General features: G+C 66.4%; 18 protein-coding genes. 6 read left to right on the forward strand and 12 right to left on the reverse strand.

The genetic code is table 11. The features are described 5' to 3' along the window. Window positions 1–68: 68 nt before the first annotated feature. A complete protein-coding gene (locus FHS96_RS26540) occupies window positions 69–1,235 on the reverse strand; it encodes an aminotransferase (RefSeq protein ID WP_429599031.1) in 1,167 nt (388 codons plus the stop codon). Between the two features lie 119 nt (window positions 1,236–1,354). Here FHS96_RS26540 and FHS96_RS26545 point away from each other — a divergent pair, with 119 nt between their 5' ends. Further along, window positions 1,355–2,599, forward strand: a complete 1,245-nt coding sequence (locus FHS96_RS26545) for a putative DNA modification/repair radical SAM protein (protein ID WP_429599034.1) — start codon at window positions 1,355–1,357, stop codon at window positions 2,597–2,599. Window positions 2,600–2,603: 4 nt separating this feature from the next. Then, window positions 2,604–3,986: a UdgX family uracil-DNA binding protein gene (locus FHS96_RS26550; RefSeq protein ID WP_429599037.1), complete on the forward strand. Its 1,383-nt coding sequence runs from the start codon at window positions 2,604–2,606 to the stop codon at window positions 3,984–3,986. A 109-nt stretch (window positions 3,987–4,095) separates the two neighbouring features. On the opposite strand, the gene FHS96_RS26555 is transcribed toward FHS96_RS26550, so the two are convergent. Beyond that, entirely contained in the window at window positions 4,096–5,046 is a 951-nt protein-coding gene (locus FHS96_RS26555) for an isopenicillin N synthase family dioxygenase (protein WP_429599040.1), read from the reverse strand. A 162-nt stretch (window positions 5,047–5,208) separates the two neighbouring features. Between FHS96_RS26555 and FHS96_RS26560 the strand changes: the two genes are divergently transcribed. Continuing rightward, window positions 5,209–5,412 carry a hypothetical protein gene (locus tag FHS96_RS26560; protein WP_429599043.1) on the forward strand — a complete coding sequence of 68 codons (204 nt, stop codon included), beginning with the start codon at window positions 5,209–5,211 and terminating at the stop codon, window positions 5,410–5,412. Window positions 5,413–5,488: 76 nt separating this feature from the next. After that, entirely contained in the window at window positions 5,489–5,884 is a 396-nt protein-coding gene (locus FHS96_RS26565; RefSeq protein ID WP_429599046.1) for a bactofilin family protein, read from the forward strand. Window positions 5,885–5,966: 82 nt separating this feature from the next. Here FHS96_RS26565 and FHS96_RS26570 read toward each other — a convergent pair whose 3' ends face one another. From FHS96_RS26570 to FHS96_RS26600, 7 genes are all read right to left on the reverse strand, one after another. Beyond that, window positions 5,967–6,290, reverse strand: coding sequence for a glycine zipper 2TM domain-containing protein (locus tag FHS96_RS26570; protein WP_025295334.1), 324 nt, complete (start codon window positions 6,288–6,290; stop codon window positions 5,967–5,969). Between the two features lie 174 nt (window positions 6,291–6,464). Beyond that, complete coding sequence (gene glpX, locus FHS96_RS26575) at window positions 6,465–7,436, reverse strand: class II fructose-bisphosphatase (protein WP_429599049.1); 972 nt, start codon at window positions 7,434–7,436, stop codon at window positions 6,465–6,467. Between the two features lie 125 nt (window positions 7,437–7,561). After that, on the reverse strand, window positions 7,562–8,854 hold the full coding sequence (locus FHS96_RS26580) for a homoserine dehydrogenase (protein WP_429599051.1): 1,293 nt from the start codon (window positions 8,852–8,854) through the stop codon (window positions 7,562–7,564). A gap of 71 nt (window positions 8,855–8,925) precedes the next feature. Continuing rightward, on the reverse strand, window positions 8,926–11,556 hold the full coding sequence (gene metH, locus FHS96_RS26585) for a methionine synthase (RefSeq protein ID WP_429599053.1): 2,631 nt from the start codon (window positions 11,554–11,556) through the stop codon (window positions 8,926–8,928). An 81-nt stretch (window positions 11,557–11,637) separates the two neighbouring features. After that, window positions 11,638–12,702, reverse strand: coding sequence for a homocysteine S-methyltransferase family protein (locus tag FHS96_RS26590; protein WP_429599057.1), 1,065 nt, complete (start codon window positions 12,700–12,702; stop codon window positions 11,638–11,640). Further along, complete coding sequence (gene metF, locus FHS96_RS26595; protein ID WP_429599060.1) at window positions 12,699–13,643, reverse strand: methylenetetrahydrofolate reductase; 945 nt, start codon at window positions 13,641–13,643, stop codon at window positions 12,699–12,701. The genes FHS96_RS26590 and metF overlap by 4 nt, the downstream gene beginning before the upstream one ends. Next, window positions 13,640–14,602 carry an ArsR/SmtB family transcription factor gene (locus FHS96_RS26600; RefSeq protein WP_429599064.1) on the reverse strand — a complete coding sequence of 321 codons (963 nt, stop codon included), beginning with the start codon at window positions 14,600–14,602 and terminating at the stop codon, window positions 13,640–13,642. Before FHS96_RS26600 ends, metF begins: the two co-directional genes overlap by 4 nt. Before the next feature lie 161 nt (window positions 14,603–14,763). On the opposite strand from FHS96_RS26600, the gene FHS96_RS26605 reads away from it, so the two are divergent. Both FHS96_RS26605 and FHS96_RS26610 read left to right on the forward strand, forming a co-directional pair. After that, the gene (locus tag FHS96_RS26605; RefSeq protein ID WP_429599067.1) at window positions 14,764–15,051 is read left to right on the forward strand and encodes a hypothetical protein; all 288 of its coding nucleotides are present in this window, start codon (window positions 14,764–14,766) and stop codon (window positions 15,049–15,051) included. Between the two features lie 93 nt (window positions 15,052–15,144). Beyond that, on the forward strand, window positions 15,145–15,345 hold the full coding sequence (locus tag FHS96_RS26610) for a hypothetical protein (protein ID WP_429599070.1): 201 nt from the start codon (window positions 15,145–15,147) through the stop codon (window positions 15,343–15,345). Here the strand turns inward: FHS96_RS26610 and FHS96_RS26615 are convergent. From FHS96_RS26615 to FHS96_RS26625, 3 genes are read right to left on the reverse strand one after another with little or no spacing between them, the layout of a single operon-like run. Beyond that, window positions 15,342–16,523, reverse strand: coding sequence for an acyl-CoA dehydrogenase family protein (locus FHS96_RS26615; RefSeq protein WP_429599073.1), 1,182 nt, complete (start codon window positions 16,521–16,523; stop codon window positions 15,342–15,344). The genes FHS96_RS26610 and FHS96_RS26615 overlap by 4 nt on opposite strands. A gap of 3 nt (window positions 16,524–16,526) precedes the next feature. After that, on the reverse strand, window positions 16,527–17,540 hold the full coding sequence (locus tag FHS96_RS26620) for an acyl-CoA dehydrogenase family protein (protein ID WP_429599076.1): 1,014 nt from the start codon (window positions 17,538–17,540) through the stop codon (window positions 16,527–16,529). Continuing rightward, window positions 17,540–18,844 (reverse strand): spinster family MFS transporter, encoded by a 1,305-nt coding sequence (locus tag FHS96_RS26625; protein WP_429599079.1) that lies wholly within the window; start codon window positions 18,842–18,844, stop codon window positions 17,540–17,542. Before FHS96_RS26625 ends, FHS96_RS26620 begins: the two co-directional genes overlap by 1 nt. Window positions 18,845–18,847 lie beyond the last annotated feature (3 nt).

Here is an 18,847-nt window from a genome sequence, read left to right on the forward strand (position 1 = left end):
GCGTAGGAGCCGCACGTTGCGAATTGGCGGAGTTTTTGTGACGGATCCGCGTCAGCTGCGTTGCGGGCTCAAGCCGCTGTCGCGAGCGTTTCGCGCGCCAGCGCCAGCCGCGGAATCGCCGCGTCCAGCGTTGCATCAGTCTTGGCGAAACACAGGCGCGCGACGTGGCGAACCGCATCCTCGGTATAGAAGGCCGAGATCGGAATCGCGGCGACGCCAAACTCGCGCACCAGTCGCTCGCAGAAGGTGACGTCGTCGAGATGGATGCCGGAGGCGATGAGGTCGACCGACAGGAAATAGGTGCCGGCACTCGGTAGCACCGACCAGCCAGCCGCGGTCAGGCCATCGCTCAGCCGATCACGCGAGCGTGCAAAATCTGCGCGCATCGCGGTGAAATAGCCATTTTCCTTGCCTAGGCCATAGGCGACACCCGCTTGCAGATTGGGCGGCGTGGTAAAGGTGAGGAACTGGTGCGCCTTGGCGATCACGCGGGTGATCGCCGGCGCGGCGCAGGTCCAACCGACCTTCCAGCCGGTCATCGCGAAAATCTTGCCGCCCGATCCGATCTTCACCGCGCGGTCGCGCAAGCCCGGCACGCCGAGGATCGACTGGTGCGCGCGGCCATCGAACACCACATGTTCCCACACCTCGTCGCTCACCACCACCGCGTCGGACGCAACGACGAATCCCGCGAGCAGGGCGAGATCCTCCGCCGGCACCACGGTAGCGCTGGGATTGATCGGATTGTTGAGGATCACCAACCTTGTCTTCGGGGTGAAGGCCGCCTCCAGCGCCTCGCGGCTGATCCGCCATTCGGGCGGCTGAAGTGTCACGAAGCGCGGCACGCCGCCGGCGCGCAGCACCAGCGGCAGATAGGCATCATACATCGGCTGGATCAGCACCACCTCGTCACCCGGGGTGACCAGCGCCAGGATAGCGGCGGCCAGCGCCTCGGTCGCGCCCGAAGTCACGATCACCTCCTGCTGCCAGTCGAGATCGACCGCATGATGCCGGCGATAATGATCCGCCACCGCCTGCCGCAGCAAGGTCAGCCCCGGCATCGGCGGATATTGGTTGCTCGCCTCACTCAGCGCCCGGGCCGCCTGGGCAATCACATCCTCGGGACCGTTCGTGTCGGGGAAGCCCTGACCGAGGTTGATCGCACCGGTCTCACGCGCAAGCGCGGACATATGCTCGAAGATGGTGGTCGGCATGTTGGCGTAGAGCGGGTTCATGACCGGCGCTTGTGGAGAAGCGCCATCACCGGCGCAAGCGCCGTGCAAAGTACCGGTGTTGATCAAGGTTATGCGGTGCGTGGCTGGACTTGCCCGCCCCAAGAACATATATTGAACGTATGGCGCAGTTGAGTATCGCCCAAAAGCTGGAAATCCTTGCCGATGCGGCAAAATATGACGCGTCCTGCGCGTCGTCCGGCACAACCAAGCGCGACAGCAAGGGTGGCAAGGGCATAGGGTCCACCGAAGGCATGGGCATCTGCCATGCTTATGCGCCCGATGGGCGGTGCATTTCGCTGTTCAAGATCCTGCTGACCAACAGCTGCGTGTTCGATTGCCATTATTGCATCAATCGCAAGAGCTCGAACGTGCGGCGGGCGCGCTTCACGGCGCGCGAGGTCGTCGATCTGACGCTCTCCTTCTACCGCCGCAATTATATCGAGGGTTTGTTCCTCTCTTCCGGCATCATCCGATCCTCCAACTATACAATGGAGCAGATCGTCGAGGTCGCGCGGTCGCTGCGCGAAGATCATGATTTCCGCGGCTATATCCATCTCAAGACGATTCCCGATGCGGATCCCGAACTGATCCATCAAGCGGGCCTTCACGCCGACCGCATCTCGATCAATGTCGAGCTGCCCACCACCGGCGGGCTCAAGCGCCTGGCCCCGGAGAAATCCGCCGCGCGTATCGATGGCGCGATGGCGGGAATGAAGCGCGCGATCACCGACGCCGGCGATGCATCCCGCCGCTACAAATCGGCGCCGCGCTTCGCGCCCGCGGGCCAATCGACGCAGATGATCGTCGGTGCGGATGCCGCGCATGACGGCGATATCGTCCGCCGGGCGAGCAGCCTCTACCAGACGCATGATCTGCGCCGCGTCTATTATTCAGCGTTCAGCCCGATCCCGGATGCCAGCACCATCCTGCCGCTCAAGCGCCCGCCGTTGATGCGCGAGCATCGCCTCTACCAGTCCGACTGGCTGATGCGCTTCTATGGCTTCACCCCCGACGAGGTGGTGTCGGCGACCGGCGATGATGGCATGCTGCCGCTCGACATCGATCCCAAGCTCGCCTGGGCGCTCAAGTTTCGCGAGAGTTTCCCGGTCGACGTCAATCGCGCGCCGCGGGAGGCGCTGCTGCGCGTGCCGGGGCTCGGCACCAAGGCGGTGGATGCGATCCTTACCGCGCGGCGCTGGCGGCGGTTGAGCCTGGCGGATGTCGGCCGGCTGACTGTGTCAATCAACAAGATCCGACCGTTCGTCGCCGCCGACGACTGGCGGCCGGTCAGGCTGACCGACCGGGCCGACCTGCGCCAGCGCCTCGCCCCACGCGCCGAGCAGATGGAATTGTTTGCGGCCTGATCCGATGTTCCGGGTCGATCTTTCCTCACCCGACGATTTCGAAGGCTGGCGCGGCGCGGCGCGGGCGCTGGCCGGCGCGCGGGTGCCGACGGGTGCGGTTCAGTGGCAGACCGACGAGACGCCCACCGATCTCTTCGCCGAGGCGCAGCCATTGCCGCCGCCGGGCGCCCCCTTTGCGGTACCGCGCAGCTTCGTGAACCTTGCCGAAAGCGTCGTCCTCCACCGCGACCCTGCGCGCTTCACGCTGCTCTACGCCGTGCTGCTGCGCATTCGCGATGGCGGGCCGGGGATCGAGGATCATGCCGATCCGGTGGTCCGGCGGCTGGAGGTAATGGCCAAGCAGGTCCGTCGCGACATTCACAAGATGCGCGCCTTCCTGCGCTTCCGCGAAGTGGCCGATGCCGATGGCGGCGAACGTTTCGTCGCCTGGTTCGAGCCCGAACATCATATCGTGCGCGCAAACGCCGGTTTCTTTGTCAGGCGGTTCGCAGCGATGCGCTGGTCGATCCTGACACCCGACCTTTCAATCCACTGGGATGGCGAGACAGCGACCGAGGGGCCTGGCGGCACCCGGGCCGATGCGCCCGGCGGCGACCCGATCGAGGAGGTCTGGAAAACCTATTACGCCTCCATCTTCAATCCCGCGCGCCTCAAGGTGGGGATGATGCTGAAGGAGATGCCGCGCCGCTATTGGCACAACATGCCCGAAACCGCGTTGGTTTCCGAGTTGATCGCCGGGGCGCGAGCCAGGGAGAGCGGCATGATTGCGACGGCACGAACCGCGCTGGGCGGCAACAGCGCGAAGAGTTGGGCGGCACTGCGCGAGGAAGCGCTCGGTTGCACCCGCTGTCCCTTGTTCAAGGATGCGACGCAGACCGTGTTCGGCGAAGGCCCGTTGGATGCCGCGATGATGCTGATCGGCGAGCAACCGGGCGATCAGGAGGATCTTGCCGGCCGCGCCTTCGTCGGCCCCGCTGGCCAGCGGCTCGATCAGGCGCTTGGGGAAGCGGGGATCGACCGTGCGAGCCTCTACCTCAGCAACGCGGTCAAGCATTTCAAGTTCGAGCGCCGCGGAAAGCGCCGCATCCACCAGAGCCCGCGCGCCGGCGAGATCGACGCCTGCCGCTGGTGGATAGACCAGGAACGCACACTGGTGGCCCCCCGCATGACGGTGCTGCTGGGCGCGACCGCGGTGCGATCGGTGCTGGGAGCCAAGGCAGGCACGATCGCCTCGCTGCGCGGCCGGCCGATCCCCCTGGCGGAAGGCGGCGAAGCCTGGGTGACGGTGCATCCCAGCTTCTTGCTGCGCGTGCGCGAAGATGCGGAGGGCGAGCATGAGCGCTTCGTGGCGGACCTGCGCGGGGCCTGGGCGCGGTTGGCGGCGTAACCTCCCCTTCCGCTTTGCGGGAGGAGTCGGGAGAGGGCCTGTCAAATATCCGTGTGGCGGACCACCTGCCCTCCCCTAACCCCTCCCGCAGGCGGGAGGGGGACAGGCTTTATTTCAGCAGACCGATCTCGCGCAGCCGCTGGTGCAGATACTGGTCCGCCGTGATCGGCTGCGGATAGCGATCCGGATTTTCCGCGCTTACGCACCCCTCCAGCGTCTCGATCAGGAAATCGGGCGCCAGATGCAGGAAGAACGGCATCGAATAGCGCGCCTTGCCGCGCCGCTCGGGCGGCGGGTTGACGACGCGGTGCGTGGTGGAGGGCAGCACATGGTTGGTCAGCCGCTGCAGCATATCGCCGACATTGACGACCATGGCGCCCTCGGGCGGCTTGATCGGCAGCCAGCGGCCGTCGCGGTCGAGCAGTTCGAGGCCGGCTTCTTCGGCGCCGAGCAGCAGGGTGATGAGGTTGATATCCTCATGCGCACCGGCGCGGACGCCGGGCGCCTCAGGCGAGACCGGCGGGTAGTGGAGCAGGCGCATCACGCTGTTGCCATTCTCCACAGCGGTATCGAACCAGTGCGCATCGAGGCCGAGGTGGCGCGCGATGGCCGAGAGCAGGCGCAGGCCGACGCGGTCGAATTCATTGTAGAGTTCGAGGAAGGTTGCCTTGAACCCCTCCGGCGTCTCCGGCCAGAGATTGTCGGGCATGGTTTCGCGATAGCGGTGACCGGCGGGGAGTTCGCGGCCGACATGCCAGAACTCCTTGAGGTCATTCTCGGTCGCGCCCTTGGCGATCTCGATGCCGAACGGCGTATAGCCGCGCGCCCCGCCCTTGCCGGGCACATGGAAGGCACGCTTCACTTCCTCGGGCTGATCGAAGAAGGTCTTGGTCAGCGCCCAGGCACGGTCGATCAACGCTGGATCAATGCCATGATCGGCAACGACCGCAAAACCGAAGCGTTCGAACGAGCCGCCCAGCGCGGCGGCGAAGGCGTGCGGGTCGGTCGCCTCGTCCGCAAGCGACAGGGGGGCGACGGCGGAAATTTGTGTGTCGAGCATCACCGATATTTACGCGCGGGGCGCGGCGAATAGAAGAGCCGGCCGTTCGCCCGCGGCGCGCCCCGGATCGCCTTGCCCGCCCTGCGGCACGAACGGCCGATGGGGCTTCGCGTTTCGGCGATTCGGGTTTAGCCTCCCCGTAGAACAAGAGAGGAGACGATGATGACCCAGGCGCGCAACACGCAGCGCCCTGACGGTGAAGGCTATGACGAAAGCCAGCGCGCTCAGATCCTGATGGCTACGCAGGACGCGCCGACCGATGGGCTGCTCCACGCCGATTTGATACCGGACATCGCTGGCGAGCAGGAGGATGACGATATCGAATCGTTCGGCGCCGAGATGCCCGAAATCCGGCAGGAACGCTGACCACCCCGCTTGATCGCCTTCCGACCCGACCTATGCTGTAGGCGCGGCCTTGTGCCGCGACCGAACAGGGGGTGGCATGTTCAAATCGGCGAAGGCGGGCGGCAACGGCCGCTCGAAGTCCGCACACGCACTGTCCATCATCGGCGCCGATGTAGTAATCAACGGCGACATCGCCGCCGAGGGTGCGCTGCATGTCGATGGCGAGGTAAAGGGCGATATTCGCTGCGCCCAGTTCACCCAGGGGCCGAACGGTCGCGTGGCCGGCAACGTCATGGCGCAGGAAGCGCGGGTGGCGGGTCGGGTAGACGGTACGATCGATGCGCAGGCGCTGACGATCGAGAAGAGCGCTCGGATCACCGGCGACCTCAGCTATGCGAGGGTCAGCATCGACGGTGGTGCCGTGGTCGATGGCCGGCTGACGCGGCAATCGGTCGATGGCGAGCCGGAGGTCAAGCTGATCGCCGCTGAGTAGGTTGCCGGCGGGTAGCAGACATGAAAAGGCGCCGCACCTCTTGCGAGGGCAGCGCCTTTTTTGATCTCCGTGTTCGAGGGGATCAGCGGCAGCGACGGCTGCTGCCACCCCGGTCGATTTCGCGGCCCAGCAGCGCACCGGCGACGGCACCACCCAGCGTACCGACGGTGCGGTCACCGCGGGTGTCGATGGCGCGGCCCGCGAGCGCACCCGCTGCACCACCAACGATCAGGCCGGTCGTACCATCCTTCTTGCGGCAATATTGACGACCGTCGCGGCCGCGCCATTCCCGATACTTGTAGTTCCGATGGCGGCCGTCACGCGCTTCCGCCTTGTCGGTCGGCAGTACCATCGTCGCCGGAGCGACCATCGAAAAGGCCCCGAGGGCCAGCATGAGCTTCTTCATCGCAAACGTCCCTTTCTTCCCTCTTGAGGAACGAACAACCCAACGCCGCGCTATTGATCGAAGTTGCATGAACCTGAAACAACAAGACGGACAGGATCGCGTAACCGTTGCAACGAGAGAGACGAAACGAGCCGCGACGCCGACCAGGCGAGTCTGGGCCGGCGCAGCTTAAGCTTACTTCGCCTTGCGGTGCTCGCCCTTCACCCAGCGCACGGTGCCGGAGCTGGCGCGCATCACCACCGTTTCGGTCGTCATACAGCCCTTGCGGCGCTTGACACCTTCGAGCAGCGAGCCGTCCGTCACGCCGGTCGCAGCGAAGATCGCGTCGCCCTTCACCAGTTCGTTGAGGTGGTAAACCTTGTCGAGATCCTCGATGCCCCACTTGGCAGCGCGCTTGCGCTCATCATCGTTGCGGAACAGCAACCGCCCCTGGAACTGGCCGCCGACGCAGCTCAGCGCCGCGCAGGCGAGCACGCCCTCGGGCGCGCCACCCGAACCCATATAGACGTCGATCGTGGTGTCGGGATCGGTCGTCGCGATCACGCCGGCGACGTCGCCGTCCGGAATCAGCATGATGCCGCAGCCGATGCTGCGGAGTTCGGCGACCAGCTTTTCGTGGCGCGGACGATCCAGAACGCAGACGATGATGTCCTTGGGCTCGACGCCCTTGGCGGCGGCGACGGCGTTGATGTTCTCGGTCGGCGTCTTGTTGAGGTCGATCACGCCCTCGGGATAGCCAGGGCCGACCGCCAGCTTGTCCATATAGACGTCGGGTGCGTTCAGCAGGTTGCCCTCTTCGGCGATCGCCAGCACCGCCAGCGCGTTCGGGCCGGCCTTGGCGGTGATCGTCGTGCCTTCGAGCGGATCGAGCGCGATGTCGATCCGGGGGCCCTTACCCTGCTGCGAACCGACCTTCTCGCCGATGTACAGCATCGGCGCTTCGTCACGCTCGCCCTCACCGATGACGACGGTGCCGTCCATCGGCAGTTCGTTGAGGGCGGCGCGCATCGCCTCCACGGCGGCGGCATCGGCCGCCTTCTCGTCGCCCCGGCCGATCATCGTCGAAGCGGCAATCGCCGCGGCTTCGGTGACGCGCACCATTTCAAGCACCAGAACGCGATCTAGAACCTGGCTTGCTTTCACCATGACGGGGACGATCCTTTGAGAAGAGGCACGAATGATCCGGCGATAAGCGCCCGATTTGGCGTTGTCGAGAACAGGAGGGAGCGCTTTGCTGCAATGCAGCTAAAACGCCCCCCGGAAGCGCGAAATCAGAGATCGAGAATGTGCATCAGCATCGGCTCGCCGGTCAGGCTGGCCGAACCGCGAAGCCGTTCCAGCGCGTCCGCCACTGCGCGCTCAGGGCCCGCATGGGTGACGATCGCGATGATCGCCGAGCCATCCGGTGCGGTGCCGCGCTGGATCAGGCTTTCGATCGACACGCCTGAATCGCGCATGGCCGCTGCAATCTCGGCAAGCACGCCCGGCTTGTCGACGACGGTGAAGCGCAAATAAGCACGGCCGAGTCGCGCGGCGCTGGAGGCGACCGGCGGTTCGGCAAGCGCATCGACCGGCATCGCGAAGGCGGGGCCAAATTCGCCACGGGCGATATCGATGAGATCCGCGACGACGGCCGAGGCGGTCGGGCCGTCACCGGCACCACGGCCCTGGAAGAACAGCCGACCGACGAAATTGCCTTCTGCCACAACGGCGTTGAGCGACCCCGCGACATGCGCCAGCGGGTGGCTGGTCGGCACCAGGCAGGGGTGGACGCGCTGGAACAGGCCGCCCGAATCCGCTTCCGCAAGGCCGACGAGACGGATGCGGAAGCCGAGCGCCTGCGCCTCGGCGATGTCCGCGGCGATGACGTGGCGAATGCCCGAGACTGCGATGCCGTCGAAATCGAGCCGGGTGCCGAACGCGAGGCTGGAGAGGATCGCCAGCTTGTGCGCGGCATCGACACCGTCGATGTCGAAGCTCGGATCGGCCTCGGCATAGCCCAGCGCCTGCGCCTCGGCGAGCACGTCGGCGAAGTCGCTGCCGCGCTCTTCCATGGTCGTCAGGATGTAATTGCAGGTGCCGTTGAGGATGCCATAGACCTGCCCGATCTCATTGGCCGCCGCGCCTTCGCGCAGGCCCTTGATCACCGGAATGCCGCCGGCCACCGCCGCCTCATATTTCAGGGCGACGCTTTTGTCCTCGGCTTGCCGCGCGAGTTCGAGACCGTGGTGCGCAATCATCGCCTTGTTGGCGGTAACGAACGCCTTGCCCGCGGCAAGCGTGTTGCGAGCCAGCGTGAGCGCCGGGCCGTCCGAACCGCCGATCAGCTCGACGACGACGTCGACATCGTCGCGCGCAGCCAGGCTGGCGGTGTCGTCGACCCAGTCGAAGCGCGACAGATCGATCCCGCGATCCCGGCTGCGATCGCGCGCGGAAACCGCGACGATCTCGATCGGCATGCCCGCACGACGGGTAATCAGCCCTTCATTGGCCTCGAGCAACCGGACGACACCGCCGCCCACAGTCCCCAATCCCGCCAGCGCAACACGCAATCTCTCTGCCATTTCCACTTTCCTGCCACTCGGCTCCGGGCAGCGCCTTAGAGCATCGTGGCAAGAAGTGGGAATTGCTTTTCTCAGTCCAGATTCGGCCGCAGCCAGCGTTCCGCCGTCGCGCGGTCAATGCCGCGCCGCGCGGCATAATCCTCGACCTGATCCGGACCGATGCGGGCGACGCCGAAATACTGGCTGTCGGGATGGCCGAAATAGAAGCCCGAGACCGCCGCGGTCGGCAGCATCGCGAAGCTGTCGGTCAGCGTGATGCCGGTCTTCGCCTCGGCGTCGAGCAGGTCGAACAGGATCGGCTTGAGGCTGTGGTCAGGACAGGCGGGATAGCCCGGCGCGGGGCGGATGCCGCGATATTGCTCGCGGATCAGCGCCTCGTTGGTGAGTTGCTCGCCCTCGGCATAGCCCCACAAGGTCGTGCGGACATGCTGGTGCATGCGTTCGGCAAAGGCTTCGGCGAGGCGATCGGCCAGCGCCTTCAGCAGAATGTCCGAATAATCGTCATTGTCCGCCTTGAAGCGGGCGAGGTGCGCGTCGATGCCGTGGCCGGCGGTGACCGCGAAGCCGCCGAACCAGTCGCCCGCCGGATCGATGAAATCGGCCAGGCACATATTGGCGCGGCCCTCACGCTTGGCGATCTGCTGGCGCAGGAAGGGCATGCGCACCTCACCCTCGCCCGCATCGATGATGACGTCATCCTCCTCGCGGCGGCACGGCCACAGCGCGGCGACGCCCTTCGCGGTCAGCCATTTCTCGTCGATGATCCGATCGAGCATCTTCTGCGCGTCGGCGAACAGGCTGGTCGCGCTTTCGCCGACCACCTCGTCGTTCAGGATCGCGGGATAGGTGCCGGCCAGTTCCCACGCGCGGAAGAAGGGCGTCCAGTCGATATAATCGCGCAGGTCGGCGAGATCCCAGTCCTCATAGACGTGCAGGCCGGGCTGCTTCGGCGCGCCGGGCTTGGCGGCATAATCGACTGCGAAGCCGTTGGCGCGGGCCTTGTCGAGCGGCAGCAGTTCGTTCTGTCCCTTGCCCTCGCGCGCGCGGCGCACGGCGGCATAGTCCGCCGCGGTCTTCTCGACGAACTCGTCACGCTGGGTGTCGCTGACCAATGTCGAAGCGACGCCGACCGCGCGGCTGGCGTCCAGCACATAGACCACCGGGCCGTCATAGGCCGGGGCGATGCGCAGCGCTGTGTGCGCCTTCGAAGTGGTGGCGCCGCCGATCAGCAGCGGCATCGCCATCTTCGCGCGCTTCATCTCCTCCGCCACCGTCACCATCTCGTCGAGCGAGGGGGTGATCAGGCCGGAGAGGCCGATCATGTCGGCGTCATTGTCCTGCGCGGTCTCGAGGATCTTCGTCCACGGCACCATCACGCCGAGGTCGATCACCTCAAAGCCGTTGCACTGGAGGACGACGCCGACGATGTTCTTGCCGATATCGTGGACGTCGCCCTTCACGGTCGCCATCACGATACGGCCCTTCGCGCGCGCGCCGGCTTCCTTCTGCGCCTCGATGAAGGGCAGCAGATGCGCCACCGCCTTCTTCATCACGCGGGCGGACTTCACCACCTGCGGCAGGAACATCTTGCCCGACCCGAACAGGTCGCCGACCACGTTCATGCCGTCCATCAGCGGGCCTTCGATCACCTCGATCGGCCGCGCGAACTGCTGGCGCGCTTCCTCGGTATCGTCGACGACATAGGCGTCGAGCCCCTTCACCAGCGCATGTTCCAGCCGCTTGGCGACCGGCCAGCCGCGCCACTCCTCGGCCGCCTTTTCGGCGGCGGCATCCTTGCCGCGGAAGCGCTCGGCGATCGCGATCAGCCGCTCGGTCGAATCTTCGCGGCGATCCCAGATCACGTCCTCGCACGCCTCGCGCAGTTCAGGATCGATCTGGTCGTAGACGTCGAGCTGGCCGGCATTGACGATGCCCATGTCCATCCCCGCCTGGATGGCGTGGTAAAGGAACACGCTGTGCATCGCGCGACGCACTGGCTCATTGCCGCGGAACGAGAAGCTGAGGTTGGAAACACCGCCGGAGATGTGGCAGCCGGGGCAACGCTTGCGGATCTCCGCGGTCGCCTCGATGAAGTCGATCGCGTAGCGGCGATGCTCGTCGATGCCCGTCGCCACCGCGAAGATGTTGGGATCGAAGATGATGTCCTCGGGCGGGAAGCCATCCTCGACCAGCAGATTATAGGCGCGCTCGCAAATCTCGACCTTGCGGTCCTTCGTGTCGGCCTGACCGACCTCGTCGAACGCCATCACCACCACGGCAGCGCCATAGGCCCGCACCTTGCGCGCCTGCGCGAGGAAGGGCTCGATGCCCTCCTTCATGCTGATCGAATTGACGATCGGCTTGCCCGAGACGCACTTCAACCCGGCCTCGATCACCGACCATTTGGAACTGTCGATCATCAGCGGCACGCGCGCGATATCCGGCTCCGCCGCGATCAGCTTGAGGAAGGTGACCATCGCCTGCTCGGCATCGAGCAGCCCCTCGTCCATGTTGACGTCGACGATCTGCGCGCCGTTCTCGACCTGCTGGCGCGCGACCTCGATCGCCTTGGTATAGTCGCCGGCCATGATCAGCTTCTTGAACGCCGCCGACCCGGTGACGTTGGTGCGCTCACCGATGTTGACGAAGGTCGCGCGCTGCGGCGCGGGTTCTGGCTCGGAGCGCAGCGTGGCGGCGGTCATCGGGCGGTGTTCCTGAACTGAAGAAGAGAAAGACGTGAGAAGGCCCTCACCCTGCCCTCTCCCCAAGGGGAGAGGGTAAAATCAGGCGGCGAGGATCATCGGTTCGAGGCCTGCGAGAAGCGTCCTGGCGGCGGGTTTTGCGAGCGTGCGCGGCGGCTGGCCTGCGACGGCGTGGCGCATCGCGGCGATATGGCCTGGCGTGGTGCCGCAGCAGCCGCCGACGATGTTGATCAGCCGCGCGTCCGCCCATTCGCGGATGAAGCCGCCGGTGGTCTCGGGCTGCTCGTCATATTGCCCGAGATCGTTGGGAAGCCCGGCGTTGGGATAGACCATTACCAGGGTGTCCGCCATCGCCGCGATCGTCGCGACATGCGGGCGGAGCTGCGGTGCGCCGAACGAGCAGTTGAGGCCGATGGTCAGCGGTCGGGCATGGCGCACGCTCGCCCAGAACGCCTCGATCGAATGGCCCGAAAGATTGCGTCCGGACATGTCGGTGACGGTGAAGCTCAGCATCAGCGGAACTTCCTGCCCGCGCGCCTCACCCGCCTCGATCGCGGCCATGATGCCGGCCTTGGCGTTGAGCGTGTCGAACACCGTCTCGATCAGGATGAAGTCCGCGCCACCATCGAGCAGCGCATCGGCCTGGTCGCGATAGACGTCCTTCAGCTCGTCAAAGCTGATCGCGCGATAGCCGGGGTCGTTGACGTCGGGCGACAGCGACAGCGTCTTGTTGGTCGGCCCGATCGCGCCGGCGACGAACCGCGGACGGCCGTCGCGCGCTTCGGCGGCACGCGCGGCGTCACGGGCGATCTGCGCGGCGGCGAGGTTCATGTCGCGCACCAGATGCTCGGCGCCATAATCGGCCTGGCTGATCGTGTTGGCGTTGAACGTGTTGGTCGAAACAATGTCCGACCCGGCGTCCAGATAGGCCTCGGTGATCTCGGCGATCACATGCGGGCGGCTGATCGCCAGCAGGTCGTTATTGCCCTTCTGGTCCATCTCAAGATGAAGCCCACCGCGATAATCCTCCTCGGTCAACCGATAGGACTGGATCATTGTGCCGAACGCGCCATCGGTCAGCAAAATGCGCTCGGCGGCCTGTTCACGCAGGCGCTGGGCAGCGGCGGAGGGGGTGAGCTTGGTCATGCGGCTTTCTCCGTCAGCGCCGGGGCACCCGGACGCAGGCCGAGCAGATGGCAGATCGCGTAGCTCAGCTCGGCGCGGTTGAGCGTGTAGAAATGGAAGTGGCGGACGCCTCCGGCGTAGAGCTTGCGGCACAATTCGCCGGCAATGGTCGCGGCGATCAGCTGGCGCGCGGCGGGGTGATCGTCCAGCCCCTCGAACAGCCGGTCCATCCAGTCAGGGATGGCGGCGCCGCACATCGCAGCGAACTTTCGGGTCTGCGCGACGTTGGAGACGGGCAGGATGCCCGGCACGATCTCCGCATCGATGCCCGCGGCCGCGGCGCGGTCGCGGAAGCGGAAGAAGGCCTCGGGCGAGAAGAAGAACTGGGTGATCGCACGATTGGCGCCTGCGTCCAGCTTTGCCCTGAGATTGTCGAGATCGGACTCCGCCGACACAGCCTCGGGATGCGTCTCCGGATACGCGGCCACCGAAATCTCGAATGGCCGCACAGCCTTCAGCCCTGCGACCAGATCTGCGGCACCAGAGAAGCCTTCAGGATGCGGCACGAAGCGCTCTCCAACGACCGGCGGATCGCCGCGCAGGGCGACGATATGGCGCACGCCTGCCTGCCAATAGGCTTCCGCCACCTCGGCGATCTCGGCCTTGCTCGCGCCGACGCAGGTGAGGTGCGCCGCCGCCGGAATCGCGGTCTCGCTGGCGATGCGTGCGACGGTGGCGTGAGTGCGCTCGCGCGTCGACCCGCCGGCACCGTAGGTGACGGAGACGAAGCGCGGCCCCAGCGGCGCCAGCGTCTGCACGGCTTCCCACAAGGTCTGTTCCATCTTCTCCGACTTGGGCGGGAAGAATTCGAACGACACCTCGGCGTCACCGGCGAGATCGGCGAACAGCGGCGCGTCGAGCGCGCGCCGCGCCTCTTCGAGCTGTCCGAGCGATAGATTCATGCTGCTTCCTCGAGACGTGCGGCACCGGCCTTGCTGCCGAGCCAGAGATTGACGGTGAGCTCGCCGCCGCCGAGCCGTTCGACACGGTCCACCACCAGCCCGGATTCACCGAACCAGCGCGCGATCTGATCGTCGCTGAATCCGAGGCGGACATGCGCATCCTGCGTGCGCAGTTCCTCACGCTCATGCGGCGCGAAATCGACGATCAATATGCGCCCGGCGCCGTCCAGCAAGCGCGCCGCCTCGGCGATCGCCGCCCCAGGCTGCTGCGCAAAATGCAGCACCTGATGGAGGATGACGAGATCGGCGGTGCCGCCGGCCAGCGGCAGCGCATACATGTCGCCCTGACGCAGCTCGACATTGGCAAAGCCGCGGTCGGACAGTTTGGCGCGGGCGAGGCGCAGCATTTCCGGGCTGCGATCAACCCCGCATGCCGACGCGGCACGATCCGCGAAAAGCTCGATCATTCGGCCGGTGCCAGTGCCGATATCGACCAGCCGGCCAAGCTGCCCACCACCCAATATGGCGGTCATCGCTGCTTCCACGTCGCTCTCGGCGACATGGAGCGAGCGGATCGCATCCCATTGGTCAGCGTGCTGCGCGAAATAGCGTTCAGCCGACGCGGCGCGCTCGGCACGAACCGCGGCGAGCCGCGCGGCGTCGGCCACTGTCCAGTGATCGCCGCCGTCGATCCGCGCCCAGGCATCGATCGCATCAAGCAAGGGCGCGACGCGCGCGACATCGCCCAGACCCAGGAAAACCCAGCTTCCTTCCTTGCGGCGGACGGTGAGATCGGCATCCGCCAGGATCTTCACGTGGCGTGAGACGCGCGGCTGGCTCTGTCCCAGCACCTGCGCAAGTTCGCCCACCGACAGTTCCATCGCGCGCAGCAGCACGAGAATCCGAAGACGCGTCGGATCCGCCGCGGCGCGGAAGATGTCGAGAGCGGTTGACGACATGATTTCAAGACATAAGGATATCTTTATATCAATGTCAAGGTGGCCGCTGCGCCGACCGCTCTGGCACGCAGGCTTGCCTGCCTCTGACGCCAGCCTTATTCCAGCGCAAGCGCGGCTTTCAACGGCTGCGCGCGAATGCTGAACCACAGGGGAACTTCCCGATGAAGACGTTTTTTGCGCTCCCGATCGTTGCAGCGGCCGCGCTGGGCCTCACTGCCTGCTCTGACAAGGCCGCCGACGAGGCTAGCCAGGCGGTGAACACCTCGGTCGCCGATGGCGCCAACGCGCTCGACAAGGCAGGCGACGACCTTGAGGCCGCCACCGACCGAGCGTTGAGCGGCGCTGAAAACAGCATGGATTCAATCGGGGAGGCAGCCGACGACGCCGCGACCGCGACGGGCAATGCGCTCGAAAAGGCCGGCAAGGACATCAAGGACGAAACCAACTGAGGTTTTCGCCTGGCTGATGTCGTAGGGCGCCGCCTCCCCTCTCGGAGCGCGGCCCCTCGCTTTTCGCGCCAACCCTGATGCAAGGGCGAGACGATGAAATCATGGATGCCCCTGTCGATCGCGGCGATCCTGTTGCTGGCCGGATGCGGCAGCAGCGAAGAGGCAGCGCCCGGCGCGCTGACCGCCGACGAAGCGCGCATGCTCAACGACGCGGAAGCGATGCTCGGTGACATCAACCTCGCCGACGCTGACGATGCGAATGGCGCCGCGCCCGAGGTGAACGCCGCGCCCTAGCGCACCTCCCCGCGCGGCTCGCGGGGCAGCCCCAATCCGTGCTCGGCGATCAGGTTGCGCTGGATCTGGTTGGTGCCGCCATAAATGGTGTCCGCGCGGCTGGAGAGAAACAGATCAGCGAGCGGAGGGACGCCCTCGCTGCCAAGGTCGGCGACTTCCCCCGCCTGCCCCAGCACATCCATCGCCAGTTCGCCGAGCGCGCGATGCCATGTCGCCCAATAAATCTTGTGAGTCAGCGCCTCGCCCGCCAAGCCCCGCCCGCCCTCCGCGGACAAGCTGCGCAGCGCGGCGTGGCGCATGATCTTCAGCCCGGCATAGGCGCGCGCCAGCCGATCGCGGATCAGCGGGTCGGTGATCGCACCATTGGCCTTCGCCGCGGCGACCACAGCTTCATATTCGGCGACGAAGCTCATCTGCTGGCCGAGCGTGCCCACGCCGCGCTCGAATCCCAGCAGCCCTATCGCCACCTTCCAGCCATTGCCAACACCGCCGACAACATTGTCGCGATGGGTCCGCGCGCCATCGAAGAAGGTTTCGTTGAACTCGGCGGCACCGTTCATCTGGCGGATCGGGCGCAGGCTGATCCCGGGTTGGCGGAGCGGGACGAGCAGAAAGGAAAGCCCCTTGGGACCGCGGCTCCCTGCCTCGGTGCGTACCAGCACGAAGATCCAGTCGGCGAACTGTGCCAGCGAGGTCCAGGTCTTTTGCCCCTCGATCACCCATTCGTCGCCCTCCAGCCAGGCGCGAGTGCGCACATTGTCAAGATCGGAGCCTGCACCGGGTTCGGAATAGCCCTGCGCCCAATATTCCACGCCGCTGACGATGCGCGGCAGGAAGCGCGCCTTCTGTGCGGCCGATCCGAAATGAATGAGCGTCGGCCCGGCAAGCTCGATGCCGATATGGCTCATCCGGCCGGGCGCGCCGGCGCGAGCATATTCCTCCGCAAAGATCACCTGCTCGGCGAGGCTGGCGCCGCGCCCGCCATGTTCGCGCGGCCAGCCGATCACGCTCCAGCCGTCACGCGCGAGGCGGCGTTCCCAGGCGCGGCGCTCGTCGGCAAGCGCGCTCTGGCTGCGCAGTCCTTTCAGCATCGCGAAATCGCCACACATCTGTGCGTTCAGCCAGTCCGCCGCCTCGCGGCGAAACGCCTCCTGTTCGGGCGTGAAGCCGAGCCGCATCGCTCAGGCCGCCCGCTGCCCGTCGAGGCCGATCAGCATTGCCAGCCGCCCGCGGCTCTCGGCGGGCGTGCCGAATAGGGTCGTGGCGCTGCGGGCGCGCTTGAAATGAAGATGTGCATCATGCTCCCACGTGAAGCCGATGCCGCCGTGGAGCTGAATCATATTGCCCGAGACCATCTGATAGACCTCGATCGCAGTGAAATGGGCGATGGCCGCCGCTTCGGACGCCGCAGGATCCTCCTCATCCATCGCCGCCGCGGCATAATAGACCGCGGTGCGTGCCGCCTCGATTGCGATCATCATGTCCGCCATGCGGTGCTTGAGCGCCTGGAAGCTGCCGATCGGCCGGCCGAACTGAATGCGCTGCTTCGCATAAGCGACCGTCGCTGCCAGCGCGGCGTCGGCACCGCCGACGCACTCCGCAGCAAGCACGACACGGGCCTGGTCGAGCGCGCGCGCCGCGCCGCCGACAACCTCCACCGCGACGCGATCGAAGCGCACGCGGGCGAGCGGCCGGGTAACGTCCATCGTCGCCAACCGCTCCACCTGCGCGCCGGCGGCGGGCACCGCCATTGCCTGGTCGCCGACAACCGCGACGAACAGATCGGCGACATGGCCGAACGCCACCAGCGCCTCGCCCGACAGCCGATCGCCTTCGAGACGCAGCCCCGGACCGATCGCGGGCGCGGCGATCGTCTTGCCCGAGGCGATCTCCGGCATTCCCGAGAGCAGCGGCAGCGCTGCGCCGATGCTGGGCAGGAAGGGGGATGGAAACAACGTCCGCCCCATCTCGATCGTGACCAGCGCCAGTTCGACGAGGCCGAGCCCCGCGCCGGCCTCGGCCTCCGGCAGCATGATCGCGCCGAACCCCATCTCGTGAGTCACGCGTTGCCACTGACCGACGTCATAACCAGCCTCGCTGGCGATAGTCGCGCGCAGAAACGGCGCGAATTCGCCGAACAGGCCCCGCGCGGTTTCGGCGATCAGGTTTTGTTCGGCGGTCAGGGCGAATTGCATCAGGGCCTCGTATCGAAATGATCGGCGAGGCTGGCGCGGGCCGCCTCGACACTGGCGCTCGCCCGCCACAGCGCGACCGCAGCGGGAAAGCCGACGATGATGCACAGGCTGAGCGCCGGCCGCAGGCTGGCAGCATCGCCGGTGCCGATCAGGTCGCTCAGCAGGCCAACGACGAATGGCCCGCACACCATCGCAATGATGGTGGTGACGAAGGTGAACAGTGCGGTCGCGGTGGCGCGTACCGTCTGTGGCAGCATCGTCTGCAGCGCGGTCAGCACGCCGACCGACCAGCCGCCCCCCAGCAATCCCGCGAACAGGGCGAGCACGGTCGCCGTGCCGATATCCGGCGCCCAGCTCACCGCGAGGATCGCCAATGTTGCGGCGGTCAGCGACAAACCGGCGAGCCGCAACGGCCAGCGCGGGTCGCGCCGCACCAAGCGGTCGGACAACATGCCGAACAGCAGCGCACCGGCAAGGCCGGCGGGGCCGAAGGTCAACCCGAAGCGGGCGCTGGCTTCCGCCACCGGCACCGCGAAGGCACGTGCGAACAAGGTCGCGCCCCACATGCCAAATGCCATCCCCGAAAAGCTGCCGAACGCCATGCCGAGATTGGCCAGCCGATAGGCGGGCTCGCGCCAGAGCACCCGCGCGATCAGCCGCAGTTGCGGCCCGACCCGTGGCATGTGCGTGCGCTGCGGCTCGATGATCGTCGCCAGCACGAGGCCGGACAGCACCACCCCACCCGCGCCGAGCGCAATGAAGGCGCCGCGCCAGCCGCCCATCAGCTGCGCCACCGCAGGACCCCCGGCATAGCCGCCGACCTGCCCAAGATAGATGCCCAGCGCGAGGATGCCGAAGGCCAGCCCGCGCCGCGCCGCCGGAAATCGATCGGTCAGCAGCGAATAGGCGGGGGCCACGAACGACGCCTCGCCGATGCCGACGCCGATCCGCATCACCGCCAGCATCCAGCCATTGGTCGAAAGTCCGGAGAGCAAGGTGAACAGCGACCATATGAAACAGCCGGTAGCGAGGATCGTCACGCGCCTCATGCGGTCCGCCAGCCGCGCGATCGGGATCGCGGAGACCGCGAACAGCAGTGCGAAGGCCGGCCCCATCAGCAGGCCGAGGAAGCTGTCGGAAAGGCCGAACTCCGCCTTGATCGGATCGCCCAGGCTCGCGACCAGATAGCGATCAGCGTAGCTGAGGCTGTACATCACCGTCAGCAGCACGAGAGCATACCAGGCGAGGGCGCCGGCCCGCGGGGGGGCGGCAGTGACGGCCGCCGGCGTGAGGCGCGCAGGCATGAT

Source organism: Sphingomonas zeicaulis (assembly GCF_050433225.1).
GTDB classification, from domain to species: domain Bacteria; phylum Pseudomonadota; class Alphaproteobacteria; order Sphingomonadales; family Sphingomonadaceae; genus Sphingomonas_D; species Sphingomonas_D zeicaulis.